Annotated in this window: 14 protein-coding genes, 1 tRNA gene and 1 pseudogene; 3 read left to right on the top strand and 13 right to left on the bottom strand. The window is 38.2% G+C overall.

Annotation, left to right across the window (positions count from 1 at the left end):
- Positions 1 to 764 precede the first annotated feature (764 nt).
- From odhB to B2C77_RS07035, 7 genes are all read right to left on the bottom strand, one after another.
- Complete coding sequence (odhB, locus tag B2C77_RS07065; protein WP_077702987.1) at positions 765 to 2027, bottom strand: 2-oxoglutarate dehydrogenase complex dihydrolipoyllysine-residue succinyltransferase; 1263 nt, start codon at positions 2025 to 2027, stop codon at positions 765 to 767.
- On the bottom strand, positions 2020 to 4875 hold the full coding sequence (locus tag B2C77_RS07060) for a 2-oxoglutarate dehydrogenase E1 component (protein ID WP_077702986.1): 2856 nt from the start codon (positions 4873 to 4875) through the stop codon (positions 2020 to 2022). Before B2C77_RS07060 ends, odhB begins: the two co-directional genes overlap by 8 nt.
- Before the next feature lie 1114 nt (positions 4876 to 5989).
- Positions 5990 to 6463, bottom strand: coding sequence for a tRNA (uridine(34)/cytosine(34)/5-carboxymethylaminomethyluridine(34)-2'-O)-methyltransferase TrmL (gene trmL, locus B2C77_RS07055; protein WP_077702985.1), 474 nt, complete (start codon positions 6461 to 6463; stop codon positions 5990 to 5992).
- A gap of 252 nt (positions 6464 to 6715) precedes the next feature.
- A complete protein-coding gene (locus B2C77_RS07050) occupies positions 6716 to 7567 on the bottom strand; it encodes an amidase domain-containing protein (protein WP_077702984.1) in 852 nt (283 codons plus the stop codon).
- Between the two features lie 77 nt (positions 7568 to 7644).
- Positions 7645 to 8787, bottom strand: coding sequence for a tRNA epoxyqueuosine(34) reductase QueG (gene queG / locus B2C77_RS07045; RefSeq protein WP_077702983.1), 1143 nt, complete (start codon positions 8785 to 8787; stop codon positions 7645 to 7647).
- An 11-nt stretch (positions 8788 to 8798) separates the two neighbouring features.
- Positions 8799 to 10502 carry an ABC-ATPase domain-containing protein gene (locus B2C77_RS07040; RefSeq protein ID WP_077702982.1) on the bottom strand — a complete coding sequence of 568 codons (1704 nt, stop codon included), beginning with the start codon at positions 10500 to 10502 and terminating at the stop codon, positions 8799 to 8801.
- A 248-nt stretch (positions 10503 to 10750) separates the two neighbouring features.
- Positions 10751 to 10824: transfer RNA gene (locus B2C77_RS07035), tRNA-Gly, on the bottom strand.
- A gap of 253 nt (positions 10825 to 11077) precedes the next feature.
- Between B2C77_RS07035 and dat the strand changes: the two genes are divergently transcribed.
- From dat to B2C77_RS07020, 3 genes are all read left to right on the top strand, one after another.
- The gene (gene dat / locus B2C77_RS07030; protein ID WP_077702981.1) at positions 11078 to 11950 is read left to right on the top strand and encodes a D-amino-acid transaminase; all 873 of its coding nucleotides are present in this window, start codon (positions 11078 to 11080) and stop codon (positions 11948 to 11950) included.
- A 258-nt stretch (positions 11951 to 12208) separates the two neighbouring features.
- Positions 12209 to 12403, top strand: a complete 195-nt coding sequence (locus B2C77_RS22010) for a P-loop NTPase family protein (RefSeq protein ID WP_237342714.1) — start codon at positions 12209 to 12211, stop codon at positions 12401 to 12403.
- Between the two features lie 265 nt (positions 12404 to 12668).
- Entirely contained in the window at positions 12669 to 14669 is a 2001-nt protein-coding gene (locus B2C77_RS07020) for a S9 family peptidase (protein WP_077702980.1), read from the top strand.
- A gap of 25 nt (positions 14670 to 14694) precedes the next feature.
- Here the strand turns inward: B2C77_RS07020 and carB are convergent, their stop codons facing one another.
- From carB to B2C77_RS06990, 6 genes and pseudogenes are all read right to left on the bottom strand, one after another.
- Positions 14695 to 17943, bottom strand: coding sequence for a carbamoyl-phosphate synthase (glutamine-hydrolyzing) large subunit (gene carB / locus B2C77_RS07015; RefSeq protein ID WP_217697398.1), 3249 nt, complete (start codon positions 17941 to 17943; stop codon positions 14695 to 14697).
- Positions 17922 to 19013 carry a carbamoyl phosphate synthase small subunit gene (locus B2C77_RS07010; protein ID WP_077702978.1) on the bottom strand — a complete coding sequence of 364 codons (1092 nt, stop codon included), beginning with the start codon at positions 19011 to 19013 and terminating at the stop codon, positions 17922 to 17924. The genes carB and B2C77_RS07010 overlap by 22 nt, the downstream gene beginning before the upstream one ends.
- Positions 19014 to 19384: 371 nt before the next feature.
- Complete coding sequence (locus B2C77_RS07005) at positions 19385 to 20341, bottom strand: alpha/beta hydrolase (protein WP_438272956.1); 957 nt, start codon at positions 20339 to 20341, stop codon at positions 19385 to 19387.
- Positions 20342 to 20592: 251 nt separating this feature from the next.
- Positions 20593 to 22788: a YhgE/Pip domain-containing protein gene (locus B2C77_RS07000; RefSeq protein WP_077702976.1), complete on the bottom strand. Its 2196-nt coding sequence runs from the start codon at positions 22786 to 22788 to the stop codon at positions 20593 to 20595.
- Positions 22789 to 23139: 351 nt separating this feature from the next.
- Positions 23140 to 23484, bottom strand: a pseudogene (locus B2C77_RS06995) (ABC transporter permease); the annotation flags it as partial.
- A gap of 303 nt (positions 23485 to 23787) precedes the next feature.
- On the bottom strand, positions 23788 to 24981 hold the full coding sequence (locus B2C77_RS06990; RefSeq protein ID WP_077701822.1) for an IS256 family transposase: 1194 nt from the start codon (positions 24979 to 24981) through the stop codon (positions 23788 to 23790).
- Between the last annotated feature and the right edge of the window lie 67 nt (positions 24982 to 25048).

The following is a 25048-nucleotide window of genomic DNA, read 5'->3' as shown; positions in this document are numbered from 1 at the left end:
TTCGAAANCTGGAGTAATAGTTCCTCTTTATGTTCCTTCAAGTATGGAAGTAGTTGGTCGCACGTCATACCGTCTACACCGGCTGCCCCCTTATTTCTGACGACTTGAAGGTAAGCTTGATTGAGATTGTTCCTTGACAGGATTCTTTCAAACAGATTGGATACACCATTTTGATTGTTCTTTTCACCATGTAAGCCACTATGCGCTTCGACATACCCTTCATGTTCCACACTATCTCTCTGCCGATAGCCAGATTCTCCTGTTTTCTGCAGTTGTCGCACCTTACACACCTCCTAGAGCTTTCAAAACGACTATTGTTCGGTCCTTCATGTTTCGTCAAGTAACATTACTATGACCTCTGCTGACTTCTTGTGATTCACCAAGACGTCATCGTCTTGGTTGTGCTGGTTTGTTATCATTCAACTCCCACTGCACCCTCACAAGACCTCCCCCGGTAAGAGCGAAAACTTTCCTCCCATGTAACTGCTAGATTTACTGTATAGGTTTCGGGCAGTATTGGACTTCAGTTTGTTAGGCAACCTTATCCGACCTAATTCAGCCTTCTATCTAGTTTCTGTTCGTCAGTTCAGGAGTTTGCGTCCGACTTCCTTCAGCCACTACCTCGCGATAGCCACCTTGTCTTTCGCTAACAGTTCCTACTGCCATGCCTGTAGTGGACTTTCACCACCAAGTTTTCGCCCATGCAGGGCGCACCTAGAAAACCCCCGTTTCGCAAAGAAACAGGGGTTTGATTTTAGTTTCCATTATCCTTCTAATAATAAATCGTAAGGATCTTCTAATAATTGTTTAACACGAACAAGGAATTGTACCGCCTCTTTGCCATCTACAATACGGTGATCATAGGATAGCGCTAAATACATCATTGGACGTACTTCGATACTATCATCTGGCATCACAACGGCACGTTTTTGAATATTATGCATTCCTAGAATCCCTACTTGAGGTGCATTTAGTATTGGTGTGGAAAGCATAGAGCCAAATGTTCCACCATTTGTAATCGTAAATGAACCACCTTGTAAGTCACTCATTTCTAGCTTCTTATCACGCGCTTTCTTACCTAAATTACCAATTTCTTTTTCCACTCCTGCAAAATCGAGACGATCAGCATCTCGTACTACAGGAACTACTAAACCATCTTCTGTAGATACTGCAATACCAATATCATAGAATTTCTTCATCACTATTTCATTACCTTGAATTTCTGCATTAAGCAATGGAAAATCTTTTAATGCACCAACGACAGCTTTTGTAAAGAAAGACATGAAGCCTAACTTCACACCATGCTTTTCAATAAACTTCTCTTTACGTTCACTACGCAGCTTCATAACATTGGTTAAATCTACTTCATTAAACGTTGTAAGCATAGCAGCTTCTTGTTGTACTTCAACTAGACGTTTAGCAATAGTTTGACGGCGACGGGACATTTTAATTCTTTCAACAGGCTTATCAAACTCTATTTTCTCGATAGGCTTCTTCTCTTCTTTTTGCTCACTTGATTTTGCTGTACCTTTCGCAGCATCTTCCACGTCTTCTGGGCGAATGCGACCTAATGGGTCACGTGGGCTCACCTTACTTAGGTCAATACCTAGCTCCCTAGCACGCTTCCTAGCAGCTGGTGAAGCGATTACGTCAACGCTTGTTTGTGTCTCTTCTTTGAAGTCTTTTTTCGCTTCTTCCTTTATGTCTTGTTTAGGAGAGGCTTCTGTCTGCTGTTCTTCTTTTGCATCAGCTTGACCTTGAGCAGATTCTGTATTTACACTTCCTGCTTCTGCATTTTCGTCAATTTTTGCAATGACATCGCCAACTTCTACATCATCGCCTTCGACTTGAATTATTTCTGTAATTACACCAGAATATTCAGAGTTTACTTCCACATTCACTTTATCTGTTTCTAGCTCAACAACTGGATCGCCTTTTTCTACTTTATCCCCTTGTTTCACTAACCATTCCGCAATTGTTCCTTCTGTAATAGATTCAGCTAACTCTGGTACCTTTATTTCATTCATTAGAATCTCCTCCTTGTGATGGGGCTATTGCTTCCTGAATAATCTGCTTCTGTTCTGTTTTATGCACATTCGGTTCACCTACTGCTGGAGATGAACGGTCTGGGCGACCAATATAGCGCAACTTCTGCCCGTCTTGTAGCAAATCTCTTAAATAATCGTCAACAAAGTCCCAAGCCCCCATGTTTTTCGGCTCTTCTTGGACCCATACAATTTCCTCTAAATTTGGCAACTGCTTTATTTCGCTCGCTAATTGTTCTTTAGGGAACGGATATATTTGTTCTACCCTGAGTGCCCGCAACCAATCAAATTTTTCTTCTGAATGTGCTATTTCTTCTTCGATATCTACCATTATCTTACCACTACCTAGAAGTAAGCGTTTCGCATTTTTCTTGCTTACTTTTAAGTTAGGTTGATCTCGTAACGATAGGAACTTACCATTTGTAAATTCTTCTGCTGATGAAGCCATTCGCTCATTTCGTATTAAACTACTTTTTGGTGTCATTATGATTAACGGTCTAGCTTCTTCACGATTCCGCAATGCAGCTTGACGGCGCATTAAATGGAAAAATTGAGCAGATGAAGTAACATATGCTACAATCCAGTTATTCTCTGCTGCCATTTGTAAAAAGCGTTCCAAGCGAGCACTGGAATGTTCTGGACCTTGACCTTCATAACCGTGTGGAAGCAACATGACCATATTCGATTTTTCTCCCCACTTCGCCCGAGAAGAAGAAATAAATTGATCAAATACAACTTGAGCCGCATTGGCAAAATCTCCAAATTGCGCTTCCCAAATAACAAGTGTATTTGTTGCTTCAACACTATACCCATATTCGTACCCTAGCACACCCGCTTCAGACAACGGGCTGTTCCGAATGTCAAAAGAAGCTTTTGCATCATCTATAATATGCAGGGGGCTAACTTTTTCATTTGTTTCCACATCGTGTAACACAAGATGACGATGCGCAAAAGTTCCTCTTTCTGAATCTTGTCCCGTTAGTCGAATTGGGATGCCGTCTCGTAAAATAGAAGCATATGCTAAAGCTTCTCCAGTTCCCCAATCCGCTTTTTCCCCATCATTAAGCGCATTCTCACGTCGTTTTAAAATACGTTCTAGCTTTCTGTTGCTGTTAAAACCTTCAGGTCGTTTCAACAGCCCTTTGTTTAGGGATTGTAACGTTTCTAAATCAATAGCTGTTTCAAACTGATCCAAACCATTTTTCAAAGCTTTTGGCATTGGCTTTGGTTCGCAATCTCCTGTTTCATTCTCTTTCATATTATTATAAATGTCCCGCAGCTTGGACTCTGTTTTTTGCTTCATTTCTTCCAACTGTCCATCATTAATAATCCCTTTTTGTTCCAAGTCATTTGCAAAAACTTGTGAAACGGAAGGATGATTATCAATTAAACTATACAAATCTGGCTGAGTCATTCTTGGTTCGTCCATTTCATTATGACCATAGCGACGATAACCAACTAAATCAATAAGAAAATCTTTATGGAATTTCTGGCGATACTCGTAAGCAATTTGAATAGCTGAAATACAAGCAATTGGATCGTCTGCATTCACATGGATAATGGGAATTTCAAAACCTTTCGCGAGATCACTTGCATATCGAGTAGAACGACCATCTTCTTGATCGGTAGTGTATCCGAGTAAATTATTAGCAATAATATGCAAGGAGCCACCAGTCGTATAGCCTGGTAAACCACTTAAATTTAAAGTCTCTGCAACCACACCTTCGCCAATAAACGCCGCATCTCCATGAATTAATACAGGAATCGCTTTATTTATATCCTGCTTAGGATAGCCTTTTTCATAACGAGAATCTTGCGCTGCACGTGCAAAGCCTTTTACAACCGGGTTAACAAATTCTAAATGTGAAGGGTTGTGTGCTAAACGAATCCGTGTCGCTCCCTCTTTCACATCTGGTTCCTTTGTTGCACCGAAATGATATTTCACATCACCTGTCCAGCCATAATTAATGCCGGTTGAACCTTCAGAAGGTATCAATTCTTTATTTGGCGAATGGTGAAACTCCGAGAAAATTTTATCATATGGTTTTCCAAGAATATGTGCTAAAACAGCAAGGCGACCACGATGAGCCATCCCCATCATAATATTCTCTACTTTGTCCGCGCTTGCATTTTTTACAATCTGATCAAGCATAGGGACCATGACTTCTAACCCTTCAATAGAAAAACGCTTTTGACCAACAAAGGTCTTTTGTAAAAATCCTTCAAACCCTTCTACTTGAGCAAGTCGGTCAAGCAACTGAATTCTCTCGTCATTTGGTAGATTAAGCCTTGCCTTACCAGTTTCAATTAGATCCATTAACCAATTGCGTTCTTCTTCGTTATTTACATGATCAAATTCAAACGTAATTGTGCCAGAATAATACTTTTTCAACTCTTTTACTACATCTAATCCATTTTTTACATGGCTAGGAGCTTTTTCCCATAACCAAGAAGCTGGAATGCTCATCAAGTCTTCTTGTGTCAATCCATAGCTTTCTGCATCTACTAAGTTAGACGTTCGTTCACTTCTTCCAACTGGATAAATATCTGCCACGAGATGCCCGAAACGTCGAATAGCCTCAACAAGTTTCATTGCTGAGGTAAGTTTCTTCACATCGTCTATGGATGTAGCTTGAGCTTCTGCTACAGTTGAAACACCTGCTTGGGATAACCATTGAGGGGCTCCATGCTCATCGAACATCTTTTTAATGGATGGATCTACTGCCTCTGGATCCGCTTTGTATAAATCATATTGTTCTTCTACATACCCCATGTTAGGACCATGAAATTCTGACCAGAATCGCTCATTGGATTCTTCATTTTGTGCCACCTTTTATACCCCCATTAAAAGTTACGTTATCCGTATGAAACGGTATACATTATTCACTGTTCATTATAGAACTGCGTACCTATTACTTCAACTAATATACCCTATTTTGTTAGCGGAAACAACAGCCTGCTCGAACGTTTTATATAATTTAAATTTTCTAATGATTTCTTTAATAAAAGCGATATATTTTTGCTATACGAATTTAACCGTTGTTCATTACATTTATATTTCAAAATTCATTCATTTGCGACCATCACAAACGTACATTTTATAAACAATATTAAATGGAGAAAAATATTCGTTTACGATACATGTTGTTTCATTTTCACTAATCATTCGTTATAATAGAATCACTAGAAATTATACTGTCTGTAAACAAAAGGAGGATGACAAGATGAAGTTAGCATTAATATTAGGGGTAGCTATTGTATTTATAACTTCTTGTTTCACTGCGGGGTACGAATCAAAACCAGGTATGCCGAGAAAACAACAAAGGACATAACATTCCTATTGCGAGGTTATAGGACACCTCTATTTGAACAAAGGCGTAAGCGTCCGTTAGCGACGTAGCGAATGGAACGCATCAACGAAAGATAAAGTAATTATGCCACTAAAACAGGGGGGTATACCGACCGACGTCAGCATACCCGTTTTTAGTCGGCCTTCCTCTTAGCGACGAACCGATGATGACTTAGCTTAGGGCATTCGTGTAGTAAGTCGCCTCGTTGCTGGCGATGGAGCCGGACATGGTTATTCCGTTATTTCCTTATCTCCAAGCACCTCATTTTATACTATCTTATTTTGGTAGAAAAACCGGTCTATCACCGAAGTCTTTATGACGATAGCCGCATTTTTTGTTATATTATAAACCCTAAAAATCTTATACTTTTCTATAGTGTAAAAGAAGTGAAGCAAAGGCGTAGTAACTAGGGTGGTTACTACGCCTTTTGACACATTTAAATTTTTTTTGTTTAAAACGCGCTACACAAAAATGATAGGATTGCAATGTTCAGAGTGATGTCTGTGGAATAACACCCAACTTTTATTTAAAAAGCAGGAAGCAATAAAGTACAACGGGGAGACAACTACTTTACCTTGCTGGACTTTCTCCATATTAGAATAGCCCAGGAAATCCTTGTTGCCTTAAAGCTTCGTAAATAATAATCGCCGCAGTGTTGGATAAGTTTAATGACCTCACTTTATCCCCCATATGAATGCGTAAACAACGGTCTTCTTTCCCTTCTAATAATTGCTTTGGTATGCCATTTGTCTCCCTGCCAAACACAAAGAACAACGGTTCACCCTCGTCACTAAAATCAAAATCGGTATAATGATTCGTCCCAAAGTTTTCAATATAATAAAAACTTCCTTCTGGATATGCTTCATATAAAGCTTGAATGGACGGATATTCACGGATATCTACATCATGCCAATAGTCTAATCCTGCTCTACGTAGCATTTTATCATCTGTCGAAAACCCAAGCGGGTGAATTAAATGAAGTGTTGCATTGGTTGCTAAACATGTTCTTGCGATATTGCCAGTGTTAGCTGGAATTTCTGGTTGGTATAATACGACATGTAAACTCACTATTCTCTATTCTCCTTACTTCTTAATCCAGTGTTTAGTATAGCACTACTTTTTTCATTGGTGAAGCTATCCGTAAGAAGTAGTAACTTTCTTAGAAAAAATTAAAGTCAAATCTTATGACGAAAAACACTACGTAAAATACTCTCTATTATAGTATTAGAAAAATACAGCTTGTGATCACGCCTCAAAAAACGGCAGTGCAAATAAAATATTACTCTACTTATATTACCTAAACTTCGGGTACAAGGAAAGTTATTCTATGTGAATACGAAAAAACTTATATTGAATGTCAAGTGTCCACGCTGTTGAATCTTCATACGACCAATAACGGTTACGGCTATTATCTGTATGTGCATTGACAAGTGGCATCCCATTTGCATCTTTGGCGACTACAATTGTATTGTGGTCCCATCTCCCATCTCCGGAAAAATCATAACAAATAACATCACCTGGTATAAGTTGTTCAGCAGTTTCCATTTCTTCCCCTCTTAATCCGCTTGTCGCTCCAGCTAAATACCAGCGTAGTGAATGTGCAACTGCCCAACTAAAACTCCAATTGGTAGCTTGATACCACCATCCCCGCTCGCGAACAGGAGCACCATACATTGGCGCACCACCCGCATATAAACATTGTGATACATAGTTCGTACAATCTACAGGAAATCGACGATAGGCAGGATTATAATCATTCCACCAACGTTCTGCATATTGTACCGCAGCCTGACGATCGTATTTACTTCTCCTATTTAAAGAAGGGCTATTGCTTTGCTTAAACATGTCCGTCTTAACGAGGTCTTCCTGTTTGTAGTCATGGCGACGATGCGCTTGCATATTACCTTGGTGGTCTTTTTTAAACACATATGGAGTGACAGACTCTTCTAAATATAGTTGCTCTTGCTGCTTAATAAGATACTGGACATGTAGATGATACTGGTGAAAATTCTCTTGTTCATAACGTAATTTACTGTATACATGCCCATTTCCTTTAATTTGAATAATTTCAGCACCTCGCTCAGCGAATAATGCTTGCTTCCTTGCCCACCAATCATTTTCATTTCGATCTATTGCAAAAAAATCTTGCCAATATCTTTTAAGTTGTTCCATGAAAAATCCCCTCCATATGAAAGTATATGGAGGGAAAGCTTGACACATCATCATTTTTTACATGGTAGGGGCTACGTTCATGAATGATATACATTTTCAAAAGCAAGTCCTTTTTCCATTTCCACTAGCACCTGTTCATCCTTTTCTTCTAGCATCGCTTCCCTTATAGCTTGGAAAGCTTCTTTTGTGCCAATTTTCCCTAAGGACCAAGCTGCGGTTCCACGTATAACAGGCCGAGGATCATTTTTCATTACTGTTATCATGTCTGCTACAGCCGTTGTATCTTTATAGTGTCCTAAAGCAATGAGTGAATTACGCTGAATTGGCTTTTTACCACGCCACGAACCTGAAATATGGCCGAATGTCTGTTTAAATTCGCGGTTTGATAGTTTTAACATGGGAATTAACTTTGGCTTTGCGACCTCATGCCCTGGCTCAAATTCAGGATGATGATGAAAGTCTACTTTTAGATTTTTCGGACAAACCATCTGGCATGTATCACAGCCATATACACGATTACCAATTTTTGATCGGAATTCATCTGGTAAAAAATCTTTTGTTTGCGTTAAAAAGGCGATACATCGCTTGGCATTAAGCTGCCCACCTTGCACAATCGCTCCTGTAGGACAAGCATCTATACATTTCGTACAAGATCCACAGCTATCATCAACAGGCTCATCTGGCGTAAACGGGACATTGGTTATGAGTTCTCCTAAATAAACAAATGAACCGAACTCTGGAGTTATAATTGAGGTGTTTTTCCCACTAAAACCAATACCTGCCCGCTCTGCAACAGCCCGATCAGATAGTTCACCCGTGTCCACCATCACTTTATTTTTTCCATTTGGGACTCTTTCTTGAATGAAAGACGTGAGCTTTTCTAATCGTTCTCGCATGACAATATGATAATCAACGCCCCAAGAAGCTCTAGCAAATAATCCACGACGTTCTTCTTTTGTACTTCTTGGTGCACCTTTCATGCGGGAGGGATACGCTAAAGCAATAGAAATAATTGATTTCGCTTCTGGTAATAAGCGAGTAGGCTCCGTTCTTTCTTCTATGGAGCCTTTTTCGAAGCCGGACTGATAATCCAATTCTTGCTGTCTGCGCAGTCTCTCTTTTAATTCGGTAAACACATCAGCTGAAGCGAAACCAATTTTATCAATCCCAATCTGTTTACTGTATTCAATTATCTCCTGCTTTAGTTTATCTGTGTCCATGTCGTCTCCTCCTAATGCTGCTTCACAACAGCTGTACGCATGCGATTAATCACTGCTGCAATTTCAAACTTACGTGGTCTTGCTAAGTCTCCTGGATGCTGCTCTGGAAATGCGGTAAAAGAAGCAAGTCCTCGTTTATTCATTTGCCCTTCCACCTTATCTAACAGCTCGGGTAATGCTTGATTCGTTAGCTTATTCTGATTATCTAAGTGTTGGAGAATTTCTGCAATCATCCTTGTTTGTGAAGCATCCACCAACTGTTCTACCTCCGAAAAAGCAATATCTGTTGTTCCCATTATAATATGATTCAAGCCTTTAGCTTGAACTTTTGATCGTTTTCCTTTTCTCGTTTGTAAAGTCTGTTGTTGAAAATAGCGTTGCTCACTTTTTCGAATCAGAACGTCCACTTTTTCCTTTCTTTCTAACGGATATTTTTCTATAATTGCTTTTGCTTCCTTTGTAGCATTATCAGGAATGTAATTTTCTAAACGAATTACTGTATCCGCATGTGCAAAATAATCTCCAGAGCCACCCATAACAATAATAGTCGATACTACTAATTCATCTCGGAGTTGCTGAATCTTATCAATGAATGGCGTAATTGGCTCTTTGTCAGCATGAACAAGTAACTGCATGCGATGATCACGAATCATAAAGTTGGTCGCGCTCGTATCCTCATCAATGAGTAATGTAGTTGCTCCCGCTTCTAACGCTTCCATGACATTTGCAGCTTGGGAAGTACTTCCACTTGCATTATCCGTTGAGAAAAATGTCGTATCTTGACAATAAGGCAAGTTATTAATAAATGGGGAAATGTCTACCCCGGTTACTTTTCGACCATCTTCAGCTCGTATTTTCACCGCAGCAGGGTCTGTTAATACATACTCTCTACCATCTCCTTGCACATGATTATAAACACCACGTTCAATGGCCTGTAATAATGTGCTTTTCCCATGATATCCACCGCCAACAATTAACGTAATCCCTTGTTTAATCGCCATACCTTTCATTGGCTCTTCCGTATGTGGAATGTCGATAGTGACCTCATTTTCAGGGGGACTTTGAAAAGGTATCGCTTGTTTTAATGGACGATTACTAATACCGCTCTCTCTAGGCAATGTAGAACCATTCGCCAAAAAAGCTACCCAGCCATTTTGTTTCATTTTCTGACGAATTGCCTCTTGCTGATCAGCAAGTTGTATAGACTGATTCACTGTTTCATCCTTCATAGCAAAAACAGATCGTTTCATAATAGACGGTAACGCTTGTGTAAATAGCTTTTCTGCTTCTTTTCCATTAATCTTTCTTCCATTAGCAGGTAGTCCAATTGAAATACAGACCGTTATGGATGTAGCATTTATTTGCACAGCCGTCCGCTCTAACTTTTCTTGTCCAGGACGATCAAATAAGATTAACCCACTTTTTCCCGATCCTTTGATAAACGTGGTTTGTTTAGCGACTGCATTTCCTATCCAACGTGCAAATACGTCTTCTGCGGCAACTTTTCTTGAATAGGTTTGAAGCCAAGCTGATCGGATGGGCCGTTCATTATTAGGAATAATAATGCGTATTTTAGAAGGTGAAGCAAACGGGTCACCTTGTACGTAATCAATCGCTAATTTATAATGATCTGCTTGATAATTTCCTTGAATACGCTTATACCCTTTATAACCTTTTCCGTCCAATTGTCTTAAAAGCTGTAATAAGTTATGCATACATACACCTCCATTAAATACATCATACAGTTTTATTATTTTCTACCGTTAAATTTTACATGTTCCCAGGTTAGAAGTAAAACAAACACTTACTTTATGTTTGGCAATGAATGATATTAGAAAAGCATGGTTTATTGCCTTTTTTCCGTGCAACTTGAAAGATTCATTGTCATTTATTATAGTACAACGTAAAAAACGCAATACTTCGTACCCTTACTAATACGAAATACTGCGTTAAGACATATGTATGGAGCGGATGAAGGGAATCGAACCCTCGTCATCAGCTTGGAAGGCTGAGGTTTTACCATTAAACTACACCCGCATCAAAAAATGTGTTTTTTTGACTGCAAAAATAATTATAGCAATTACTTTGTTATAAATCAAGGGGGAATTTCACTTTTTTCGACAAAAAGTTTACAAATTATTTACATTAGCTTTATAAAACAATCCTATTCCATTTTTGATACAAACTTTTAGTATTACAATGATAGCTTTATGTAGTTAGGTGATTTGTATATTTACAATTTAGGAAAGAAGTTATAGAATAGTCATAAGATTTAGGGAGGAGAGAAAGCATGACTGTATATCCAATCGTCATAGCACAGCAAAATTTCACGCACCAAGATAGCTTGCATTACCCGTTTGAGGAACGAGGGTTGCAATTTGGTGATGGTATTTATGAGGTCATTCGAATTTATAAAGGGAACTACTACCTTTTAAAAGAACATATGGATCGTTTATTTCGCTCAGCGGAAGCGATTAAAATTGATCTAAATATAACGAAAGAAGAACTCACTCGTCTGTTACTCAAATTATTAGAAAAGAATAAAATGACCACGGATGGAAAAGTATATTTACAGGCAACTAGGGGGTCAGCACCTCGAGATCACGTTTTCCCAGTAGATACGCCTGCAAATTTATATGCTTATGTCCAAGATTTGCCACGTCCTAGCGAAAAATTAAAGAATGGGATTTGCACGATTACAACCCCAGATGTTCGTTGGGAAAATTGTTACATTAAAAGTTTGAATTTGCTTCCGAACGTTCTTGCTAAACAAGAAGCAAAGGAAAATAATTGCTATGAAGCTATCTTACACAGAGGGGAACTTGTTACCGAATGTAGTTCATCCAACATTTACATAGTTAAAAATGGAGAAATTTACACGCATCCAACAACAAACCGCATCCTACACGGTTGTGTACGTATGCGTATTGAAAAATTTGCTAACGACCTTTCCATACCGTTTCATGAGCAAGCTTTTTATAAAGAAGCTATTTTTCAGGCAGATGAAGTTTTCCTATCCAGTAGCACATCGGAAGTAATGCCTGTCGTTCGAGTAAATAATCAGCACATTCAAGATGGAAAACCTGGGGCAATTACGCGAAAACTACAAAAAGCTTATGAATTAGATGCTGCTATTACAGAAAATAATATTACCCAAGCTTAATGTATTATCATACGAAGTCGTTTAAGGCTTCGTTTTTTTCTAACATTCTCAGCTAAACTGTTCGGTTGTCATCTCATTACAAGGGGGGGTTATTTTGAAAAAAGTCATGATTATAGGAAGCCCTGGTTCAGGAAAATCAACTTTAGACATTTAAGCGAATTATTGCATATCCCCGCTTATCCTATGGACACCATTTTTTGGCAACCTGGCTGGGTACCAATAAAACGGGAAAAACTTATTAAGGAAACTAAAAAGCTAATGGAAAAAGACACGTGGATTATTGACGGCAATTACAGTGCAACGATGGATATACGTTTGAAAGAAGCTGACACGATTATCTTTTTACATTTCTCCACCATTTGTTGCTTGTATGGAATTACGAAACGGCGCATCCAGTATCATAAACAAAAACGCCCTGACTTAGCTGCAGGCTGCCCCGAAAAACTGGATTGAGAATTCTTTCAATATGTTCGCAAGTTTAATAAGCAGAAAGCTCCGCACATCTACGAACTTCTAACGAACTATCCAGACAAACAGCAGATTATTTTCAAAAATAGATCCCAGTTACAAAAATTTCTTCAAGATAGTAGCTAAGATCCCTAAAACACGAACCATTATAATTTCTAATGAAAAATCTAAATTATTTTTCATTAGCTAATTGATTCGGGAATCGAAATAGTTTAAACTATGGTTACATATTCGTAAAGGAGGGTTTTTCATGAGTTATAAACGAGCATTGCAAACAGAAGATATCTTGCAACTGAACGTTGTCAGTGACCCACAATTCACACCAGATGGTCAAGCTTTCACATACACTCTGACTACTATTAATGAACAAAATGAGTACGAATCACAGTTGATGTATCAAAAGTTAAAGGAAAAACAGACTATTCCTTGGACCTTTCACTCATCTAAAAATAGCAAACTACGATTTCCCCCTGACGGAAAACGAGCTGTCTTTCAATCTACTAGAAGTGGACGTCCACAATTGTGGCTACTCCACACAGATGGAGGAGAAGCAGAACAGTTAACAACCTTCCGCCATGGTGCTATGAATCCCATGTGGTCAAGAGATAGCCAACATATTTTCTTTACCGCCTCCCTCGAACACGATGATGATATACATAATCAAACAGAGCCTTCGATAGAGGAAGAAAAGAAAGAAAAAGAAGCAAAGAAAAAACAGCCATTCATGATCAACCGTTTAAAATACAAATCAGATGCACAAGGTTTTCATAATGATACACGCTCACAAATCATTAGACTGTCAATAGATGATTCTTCCTTACTGCAAATAACAGACGGTGATGCCGACTATCGTTTGCAGGATATCTCACCTGATGGCACAACGCTTTTATACACGGCTAATCTAAGTGATCATGCAGATTATGAGTTAAATAATGACCTCTACTGTTTCCAAATTATTACAAAAGAAACAAACAAACTTACAGATGGGAAAGGTGTTTATCACGATGCTCGTTTTTCCCCTGATGGTAGTAAAATCGCCTGTTTCGGACATGAGTTTGCCTATAAAGGCGCTTCCCTTACTCAACTGTATTTATTTGACATAAAAACAAAAGAAAGAAGTTGCCTAAGTTCTGACTGGGATATAGAGATTGGTGATGCAATGATTGGCGATACGCGCCTTGGTGAATCCCAAATTGGCCCTGTTTGGAATGAAGATAGTTCAAAAATTTTCTTTATTGTAACAGATCAAGGATCTACAGGGTTACATGCTGCATCGATTTATGGCAAAAAAGAGGAAATATATAAAGATAATAACCATATTTTCGGTTTTGCTTATAACAAACACTGTCAGTGCTTCATCCTCGGCATAAGCAGCCCGACTAATCCAGGTGAATTTTATTTATTGCATGACAATGGTTCTTTAGAGGCCCTTACAGACCATAACCGTTCCTTCTTACAAGAAATAGCGCTTCAAGAACCTGAGGAATTGTCCATCCAAACAGAAGATAATTGGCAAGTTCAAGGTTGGCTTTTACGTCCTTATGCGTTTATAGAAGGAAAGAAATATCCAACCATACTGGAAATACATGGTGGTCCTCATGCCATGTACGGCCAGACATTTTTCTTTGAAATGCAGCTCTTAGCCGCAAAAGGCTATGTAGTTTTGTATACGAACCCCCGTGGAAGTCATGGATATGGACAATCATTTGTTAACGCATGTAGAGGCGATTATGGTGGGGGAGATTATCGTGATGTGATGACAGCTGTAGATGACGCCATTCAAACATTTAGCTTTATTGATACACAGCGCCTCGGCGTAACAGGAGGAAGTTATGGTGGTTTCATGACAAATTGGATTGTGGGGCATACCAATCGTTTTAAAGCGGCTGTGACACAACGTTCTATATCAAATTGGCTCAGTTTTTATGGTGTAAGCGATATTGGATTTTTCTTTACAGAATGGGAGCATGGAGTGAACTTGTTAGATGATCCAACAAAGCTATGGGAATTCTCCCCATTAAAATATGCAGCAAATGTCGAAACACCACTCCTCATTCTTCATGGTGAATTAGACTACCGTTGTCCCATTGAGCAAGGGGAGCAACTATTTATTACGTTAAAGCATTTAAAAAAAGAAGTAGAATTCATTCGCTTCCCTAACGCAAATCACGAGCTTAGCAGAAGCGGTGAACCAAACATGCGCATGGAGCGGTTGCAACATATGCTGAGATGGTTTGACACATATCTTTAGTTGGACTCGGAGAGCTGAGTGGGTATCAGCTCTCGAGTATTTGGTGATCTTTTACTAATAAGGCCTGATAATCTTGTAATGCTAATATTTCTAGCCGGCAATAATTTCTTGTGTTTTTTATCACAATAGTTGCAAATGTTTCTATGCTCGTAAAACAAGGAATTTGGTAGCGTACTGCCCATTCCCGAAGGTTGAAGCCAAAGCTACTATTATTTCTTCCTTGTTCTGGCAAATTCAACACCATATCAGGTCGATTGTTTTCCATAATAATGGAGAGATCATCTTTGTGATGAATCACATTCGTAGTCAAAATACCATTTTCTCGCAAAAATTGAGCCGTTCCTTTTGTCGCAATCAATGACATGCCCATTTTACTAGCAGCTTGAATCGTTTGCAGACTAGATGATTTCATACGATCTGCAATAGATACGATCAAAGTGAGGTCTTTGCCTTCTTTTACTTCACCAAGAATCGAAGTAGCGATTTTCGCAAAAACTTCCTCTTGATGACGCGATATAGCAATAATTTCCCCTGTTGATTTCATTTCAGGTCCTAATACAGCGTCCACTCCTTTTAACTTTCCAGTAGAAAAAACAGGTGCCTTCATTATATGAAATGACGGTTCAAGAAATAGATTGCTTTTTGTCGTAATATCTTTTAATGCAGCTCCAAGTTGTACTTGAACTGCCCATTTCACCATTGGTATATTTGTTATCTTACTTATTATTGGAACTGTTCTTGATGCTCTAGGGTTCACCTCCAACACATACACTTCACCATCCTGTAAGATAAACTGGATATTCATCATCCCAATAATCGGTACCGTTTGAGCAATTTTTTTAGCTATTGCGCTGATTTTTTGCTTTTCTACATCTATCAATGTAAGCGGAGGAAAAACAGCTAAACTATCACCGGAGTGCACACCAGCCTTTTCAATATGCTCAAAAATAGCTGGGATAAGAACGTCTTCCCCATCACTTATAACATCCACTTCACATTCTTTTCCAGGCAAATATGCATCTATGAGCAGTGGCCAACAGTGATCATTTGTATCCTCTTGAATGCGTGATACATACCCATTAAGTTCTTCCTGATTATAAGCTATAAACATGGACTGGCCTCCAATGACATAAGAAGGACGAATTAACACAGGGAACCCTAATTGTTCCTCTGCACCGCTTAATTGAGCGAGATTGTAGACCATAAATCCATTCATGTGTGGAATGGAACATTCATCTAACATGTGATAAAATTGCTCCCTCTCTTCCATTTGATCAATATGTTGTGGACTAGTTCCTAATATTTGTATTCCTTGTTCGTCCAATTCTGTCGCCAAGTTCACCGCTGTTTGACCACCAAATTGAATCAACACACCATATACTTTTTCTTTAACAATAATATGCAAAATATCTTCAAGTACTAAAGGTTCAAAATAGAGTTTATCCGCAACAGTGTAATCCGTACTTACCGTTTCTGGATTATTATTGATGACAATGGCTTCGTACCCAAGTTGCTTCACTGCTACAGCAGCATGAACAGAACAATAATCGAACTCAACTCCTTGCCCTATCCGAATTGGTCCTGATCCTACAATTACTATTTTTTTCTTCTTCCCTTGACTTACTTTCACTTCATCTTTTCCGTGCCAAGTAGAATAATAATAAGGGGACGTAGCAGTGAATTCTCCTGCACAAGTATCTACTAATTTATAAGCAGGCTGTATACGTAACTGTTTATATTTATTTCTTAGTTCATATGGCTTTACACCAATTAAGTTAGCAATCTGGTGATCACTTATATTGAATCGCTTTGCTTGCAATAATAAATCTTTTGGAATCTCGTCCAAACGATAGGTTGTTAATTCTTTTTCTAAAGCTACTATTCGTTTTATTTTATTTAAAAACCAAAGATCTATTTGAGTTAGCTCATGGAGATCATCAATAGGCCAGTTGCGATGTATTGCTTCAGCAATTGCAAATAAACGCAAATCATTCGCCTCTGTAATTTGTTGATGCAAAACCTCATCTGCTACATGGATTAATTTAGGTAAAAACAAGCTATATATACCCATTTCCAATGAACGGACCGCTTTATTTAGGGCTCCTTCGAACGTGCGGTCAATTGCCATAACTTCACCAGTCGCTTTCATTTGCGTCCCCAGTGTGTGGTCTGCTTCGGTAAATTTATCAAAAGGAAAGCGTGGTAATTTAACAACGACATAATCTAACGCAGGTTCAAATGCCGCTGAAGTTGTACCCGTAACCGGATTAATAATTTCGTCTAAATGATATCCGATGGCACATTTCGTAGCTACACATGCTATTGGATAACCTGTTGCTTTAGAGGCGAGTGCCGACGATCTACTTACCCTTGGATTCACTTCAATAATGCAATAGGTATTCGATTTAGGATCTAAAGCAAATTGAATATTACAGCCTCCTACTACATCAAGAGCACGGATTACTTTTAAAGAAGCGGAACGTAACATCTGATACTGCTGATCGGTTAACGTTTGCGAAGGAGCAACTACCATCGAATCGCCTGTATGCACACCAACAGGATCTAAATTCTCCATATTACAAACAATGACACATGTATCGTTTACGTCGCGCACCACTTCATATTCAATTTCTTTCCACCCTTTAATGCTTTTCTCGACAAGGACTTGATGAATGGGGCTAAGCGCAAGAGCAGTTTGTAATTTTTCTACAAGTTCTGTTTCATTATTGGCAAAGCCTCCACCTTCTCCACCAAGCGTATAAGCAGGCCTTAATATAACAGGAAAATCAATTTCTTCAGTAAAAAGAATTCCTTCCTTTACATTTTTTACTACTTTTGACTGGGAAACGGGCTCATTTATATCAAACATTAACTGACGAAATGCCTCTCTACTTTCGCCTTTTTGAATCGATTCTACACTCGTTCCAAGCACTTTTACATTGTATCTATCCAGAATACCTTGATCATACAACGCAATCGTTACATTTAACCCCGTTTGTCCTCCAAGCGTGCCAATGAACCCATCTGGGTTTTCCTTCGCTATAATTTTCTCCACATTTTTTACCGTAATGTCTTCCATATAAACACGATCCGCAATTTCTTTATCTGTCATCATCGTTGCTGGGTTATTATTTACTAAAATAACTATTATTCCTTCTTCTTGCAGTGCTAAGCACGCTTGTGTACCAGCATAATCAAATTCAGCAGCTTGACCGATGACAATTGGACCAGAACCTACTACGAGCACTTTTCTTAAACTTTTTCCCATAAGTATTCTTCCTTTAACTGTTTGACCTGTTGAACAAAATCAGTCAAAATGTATGTCGTATCCCTTGGACCTGGATGAGCTTCTGGATGAAATTGCACCGTCGTAATTGGCAATTGCTTATGTTTCATCCCTTCGACAGAATTGTCATGAACATGTTGGAAAGTAAGTTGAAAAACAGATTCGTTAACACTTTCTCTATTTACTACATATCCATGATTTTGCGCAGTTATATTTATTTTTCCTGTTTGTAAATCTTTTACTGGATGATTTGCTCCCCTATGTCCAAATGGCAATTTTTCTGTTTTCGCACCATATGCTAAGGCAATAAGTTGGTGCCCTAAACAAATTCCCAGTGTTGGAAAGGATTCAGCAACTGCTCTAATTTTCGGAAAATAAATTTGTAGCTCACTAGGATTTCCTGGACCATTACTAATCAAAATGCCGTCTGGGTTTAGTGCTTTAATTGTTTCAATATCATAATGATAAGGTACAATTGTTACTTTACATCCTTCATTCACAAGGAAATGTACCATCGATTTTTTATAACCAAAATCAACGATGACAATATGACAACTACCTGCACCTGTTTGCACCATAGATGTTACAGCTACTTGTTGAACGAGCTTTTTTGCATCCGACAAAATAAATTCATGTTTATAGTCTGGAAAAGGTTTCTCTAACACCAGCTTCCCTTTTATCGTTCCATGTTTCCTAATAGCAACAACTAGTGATCTCGTATCCACATTTTTTAATCCTGAAATACGATGTTTCTTTAATATCTCCGTTACAGTTGCCTGCGATTGAAAATGGTTTGGTTCTTCACAAAGGTCATTCATAATAACACCTGCTACTTGGAGATGATTGCTTTCTGAATCTTCCTGATTTATTCCATAAGTCCCAATTATAGGGTAGGTTAGTGTAATAATTTGCCCAGCATAGGATGGGTCTGTCAACATTTCCTGATAACCTGTCATACTCGTATTAAACACGACCTCACCTACACACTCTCCTCTATACCCTATCCATTCTCCAGAAAATACCTCCCCAGTTTCTAAAACGAGCTGTCCCTTTGTCATGTTATTCATTCACCTCTTAGATTGAATTCTAATTATTCCATATTATAGAGGTACTACTTTGTTAATTCAAGTATATTTATAAAATTTTATTTATATTTATGCAAAAAAGGTTACCGTTATCCTTAATATAGAACATGGCCTTTTAGAAAAACTTTGCTTTTCGGCAAATATTATGGCGAAACTTGTGGTTATTCTTATACTAAACCTTAAAATTTCACCCCAGATATAAGGTGCTGTAGTCTTCCACTTTAAAAATTCAAAAATGGAAGCTGACCAAGTCTACTTGGGAGAGTACAGCACCTTCATCCATTTTTCGTACGAAACAACTCGCGTGGAATAAAAGCAGGTCCCTACCGTATTAAAGATTCACTTTATAAATTCCTATTGTGTAAAAACTCATGTAACTTTTCTATATAATCTTCTTTATGCGTAACAAAAGCTTCACCATGCCCTGCCCCATCGAATATAATCAATTCTTTATCACTATTTGTCTGCGCATATAACGCTTCACTCATACGAGTAGGTACAAATGTATCTGCACTCCCATGAATAAACAAAATAGGTATGTCTGTTTTTTTCACTTGTTCTACTGCGGAAGCTTCTTTTAAACCATACCCTGCACGTACTTTCGTCACCGCACTTGTACTAGGTAACAGCGGAAATGAAGGTAAATGGAACATTCGATCCATTTGGTAAGCAAACATGTCATACACACTCGTATAAGGACTATCTGCTACAATTGCTTTTACATTATTAGGGAGTTTCTCACCGCTTGCCATTAATACAGTCGCAGCCCCCATAGAAACCCCGTGTAACACAATTTCTGCATCTTCTCCTTGTTCTTCAATTACTCTATGAATCCAATCTACGTAATCCAGGCGATCATGCCAGCCGAACCCAATATAACCTCCTTCACTTTCACCATGACCTCTTAAATCCGCTGTAAACATATTATAACCAAGTTCTTCATAGTAGTGTTGACCAAACATCCCCATGTCTAAGCCACGTCCTAAATAGCCATGTGCGAAAATAACTGTTTTATTTGTTTCTTTCTTTGCAGGTAAATAATAGCCTTGTAGTTTTAGCCCGTCATAAGATGTCATATTCCACGTTTCAAAGTTCTGTTCACGGACCCAATCTCGCCAATCTCCTTCAAGCATTTCGTCTAACGCTTGCGCAGAAACTTCAAGATCTTCATTTCCTTGCAAAAAATCCTTTTGATTACGTGCAATTGCTAAATGATAAAAATAGAAGCTAGCGATTATATCAATAATAAATAATAAAATAATGACACTAACACTTATATACAAAACTCTTTTTTTCCTCAACAGTCTTTTCCACCTTTCACATCTTTCTTATTAATTATATAGGGAAAAAGCCTTATATAAAACTAACACGCAGCTGGTACTTGTTTACAAGTAATTATACGACGTGAAATGTTATTTAATGAAAAATACTTAGGGTAGAACTTCCTGAATATGAAGTCTCTAAACTATTCTTTTACACGTAATTGCCTCTAAACGAATAGTTAAAAAGCCCCATTTGACACGTCTTTCGCATCAAATGGGGCTTCTTTGTTTTAGTGAAATAAACCAGATTCTTTGGATTTTTTCTTCAGTTTATTTGTATGCCGATTAATGATTGGTTTAAAGAACGCACCTAGTACTATAGCTGCAACCCCAAAAAAGCTGAGGTATAAAATATCCTTGCTCGCTCTCTCCCAAACAATACCGCCAACAGATTCTCGTAATAAGTCAATTGCGTAGGTAAACGGAAGAAATGGATTAATCATTTGGAAAAACTCTGGTAACAATACAACAGGATAGGTTCCTCCCGATCCAGCAATTTGCAGAACTAGAAATACAATTGCCATTGCTTTTCCGACATCACCAAACACGGAAACAACCGTATAAATAATAAGCATAAAAATAAAACTAATAAATATCCCAAACGTCATAAACCAATATGGCGCAGCCGCGTCGACTCCAAGTAAGAGTAAATCACCTGCTGTTACAATAATCGTTTGTAAAAAACCAATTCCCATAAATGTATATAACCGTCCGAAATACATTTGTCGTTCTGTATAATTAATTTGGTCGTGCACATCGGTGGCTAGTAAAGAAATGAGCAGTAACCCACCAACCCATATTGCCAAAGCTGTATAAAATGGTGTCATACCGGTACCATAATTCTCCATTGGGAACAGCTTATTCTGATTTAGCTGAACAGGTTCCGCAAAGAAACCTTTCTCAGCTTCTGGGTCATTTTGCAACAGTTTAATAATTTCATTAATGTCCGTGTCACCTTTAATGCTACGAATTCTGTCCGCTAGCTCATTAACCTTACTATTCACATATGGGAATTCACCTAAGGCTTGCTTAAGAACATCTTCTCCTTTCCCTAAATTACTCTCTGTACTACCAAGAATACGTTCTACTTCTGGTATTGTCTCTTGAATATCTACCAAGATCCCTCTGGCTTCTGAAAGCGTACTTTTTGCTCGACTAATTTCCTCCATCACTGTGGGTTCAATCGATGCTTTATATTCTTTAACAAAAGCATCAATATTTGTCGATGTATTTTCAGCCACTTGCTGCAAATCATTTACCATTTGATCTACATCTTTATCTTTCGCATCTATAAATTGGATAACTTCTTTATTTGTCTCTTTTATATTCGTTAAGGCTTCTTGTAATGTCGTCAGTCTTTTAATAACCTGATCAATTTGTTCACGATTCACGTTTGAGCTATTGCCTTGCTCACTTTCGTTGTTATCCGTTTGATCATTTTGTTGCTTCAATTGCTCTAACGAACTGATCACTGCCCCCACTCTATTAGCGCCATCGTCAAGCTGTTGGTTAATTTGATTAGCAAGTTCTTTTCCACCACTAAAATCAACATCCACTTTCTGTATATCTTGCAGAAAGTTGTTTGCTTTATTTGCAACGTCTTTCACTTTACGTAAATCCGTTTCAATTTGCGGAGCCATTTTATTTAATCGATCTTCTGCTTCTTTCAAAAAAGACGTCGTATTATCAATGGTTGTTAACCCATTATCGGTTACTTTTTGCGCATTAGGAATTAAGTTTTGTGCCTTGTTAACGATATCTTGTGCCTGGTTTGCGTCAGATAATGATTGGTTAAGCAAATCATTGATTTCCGGAAGCTTTTCTTCCATTTCAAATACGTAATTTTCAAAGCGTTTAATATCAGGTAAATCTTTCTCTAGTTCAATACCTAATTGGTTAAACATATCAAAGATTACACCATTGACCGTAGAAATAAATTGACTACTTATTTGCTCGACAATAACCGAGGCACCTTTTTCCGTAATTTTAGGTGCAATCGCATTGACTTTTTCATTCACATAGTATTCTACGTTTGCCTTTTCTGGATTGTCTTCCATAACGCTACCCAGTTGTTTTGAAAAATCCTTAGGAATAACAATAACAGCAAAATAATTGCCGTATTCCACTTCTTCCATTGCCGTCTTTCGATCTGTAAATCGCCAATCCATTGCTTTATTTTCTTGAAGCGTATCTACAAGATCTTTCCCAACGTCAATGCTTTCCCCTCTCACTGTCGCGCCCTCATCTTCATTCACTACTCCAACAGGGATCTGATCCGTTTGTCCATAAGGGTCCCAAGAAGCCTTAATATTAAACCATGCATAGAAAGAGGGTAAGAAAATAAGCCCACCAATGATAATGAGCGCTACCCAGTTCTTACTCAATTTTTTTATATCTGTCATAAATATTCTTAAGCTGTTTTTCATAGTTTCACGCAACCTTCTAACCAAAAATGAATGACTGTTCATTTTTTAGTGATAAAAAACGAATATAATGGATGATTATAACAACGTTAATAGAACAATACCAGCCATAAGTAGAAATTAATTAATTCTTAATACTCTAATAAAATAATTATAGTGGTATTCCACAGTGGACTATTACCAAAAAACACTCCACCCAAACTACAAAATGTAAGTTTTTCTTAAAACAAGCTTGGTTAGATACTATTCTCCCAAAATTGAATAAGTATTTCCTATCCCCTAATGGAATAAGAATAAACCCTCTTGCAGCAATTATACACTATTGCAAAAGGATCTATTCAACCACTGCACGAATTATATATGTCGCCTTTCCATTAAATGTATGCCCACACCAATCATAACAGTTCCCATTAGTAACAGAATACTCATCGGGTAGAAAAGTTCTTCCAACGAATAACCATAGTTGACAACCCCATGTAAAATTTCCATGCCATAAGTTAATGGATTTATTTTTGATATGGCAATTAGAAAGTTGGATTCTACAATTTCGATCGGCCAATAGGCACCACCAACCATAGCCATACAAACTGCTAGAATGGTAATAAATGCATTAAATTGTTGGGAATTTTTCACTATTGCTGTTAACAAAATACTTAATGCAACAATAGTAAAAACATAGGGAATTAAAAATAATAATGTTTCCGGAAACTTTCCATTTAAAGGGGTGTGTCAATAATTTTGTGTAAATCCCCTTTTGTAGATGTTAACTCTGAATAAATAATCAGGAAATCTCTATAGCCACAGCGTTAGCTGCTTGTCCTTGACCTTGTGCCTCTTCTTTGTGATTCGCTGTGTTGGGCATAGGGGACCCTGCCAGCGAGAGTATAGAAGAGTACGGTCGTGGTACCATAAAAAAGCGGGTGGAGCCTTATGTGGCTATATTTTCTGCACCCGCCAGTAGATATACACCACGACCGTAAACAAGGTCAAGGATGGCGGGTTCTAAGTCCCATTTTCCAGAGATTCGAACAAGGCAACTAATTCAGATTTTGCCTGATCAAAGCCTCGATGGCAGCGCATGCTGAATTTATGATTATACTCTAGAAATCGCGTGACAAGAAAACGTTCTAAAGCCTCCTTGTTTGGAAACTGCTCTTTTCGTTTGACGTATCTCTTTATTTCTTTATTGAAGGCTTCAATTAAATTTGTCGAATAGATACTCCGTCGAATAGAGGCAGGGAACTCATAAAATGTTAATAATTGTTCATTTTTTACAACTGCGTCAATGACACGTGGATATGTCTTTTCCCATTTGCTTTGAAACTGTTCTAACGCTTGTAGGGCTTCTTTTTTGTCTATGGCATGATAAACCGTTTTAAAGTCACTAAGTATCTCTGCACGGTCTTTGACACGAACCTTCTTAGCAATATTGCGGGCAACATGGACACAGCACACCTGATGCTTTGCTTTAGGATAGACACGGTGAATAGCATCTGTCATGCCAGTTAGACCGTCTGAGATGAAGAGCAGAACGTCTGCAACACCACGCTGATATAGTTCCTGCATCAATTCTTCCCATACGTGTGCGGATTCTGTTGGTGCAATAGTAAAGTCTAATACTTCTTTTATGCCGTCTTCCGTGATCCCAATTGCAATATATACAGACTCTTTCTCTACCGTGTTACGACGGATAGGGATTTGAGTAGCATCTAAGTAAATGCATGCGTAACGGTTTTCTAATTTACGTTCATGAAATGCTTGTACATCTTCTGCTACCAATTTTGTTAAGTTAGATACGGTCTGTTTGGTGTAATGATGTCCGTACATTCGTTCGATTAGATGTGCGATTTCATCTGTTGTGATTCCCTTTTCATAAAGGTGAATAACAAACTGTTCCAGCGTGTCATTAGAACGCTTATATGGAGCCACTGTTTGTTGTTGAAATTCTCCGTTCCTATCCCTTGGTATACGAAGTTGTAGCTCACCGTACTCCGTCTTAAAAGTACGGTCATAAAACCCATTACGAGAGTTACCTGAATGAACTCCCTTGCGTTCATACGGTTCGTAATCCAGAAATACAGTTAATTCATGCTTTAGTAATTGGTTAATAGCTTCTTCTAGATGACGGCGAAAAACTTCTTCAATATCTTGTTTTTTTGCTAGTGCTTCAATTAAATCTGTAGTAAGATGGTTCATAGGGAAGACCTCTTTTCTGTGAATTTTGTGTGCTAACTTTATTCTACAAAAAGGGTCTTCCTTTTTC

Origin of the sequence: Virgibacillus dokdonensis (assembly GCF_900166595.1) — a bacterium.
GTDB lineage: Bacteria > Bacillota > Bacilli > Bacillales > Amphibacillaceae > Virgibacillus > Virgibacillus dokdonensis.
This window is presented reverse-complemented; position numbering and strand designations above follow the sequence as displayed.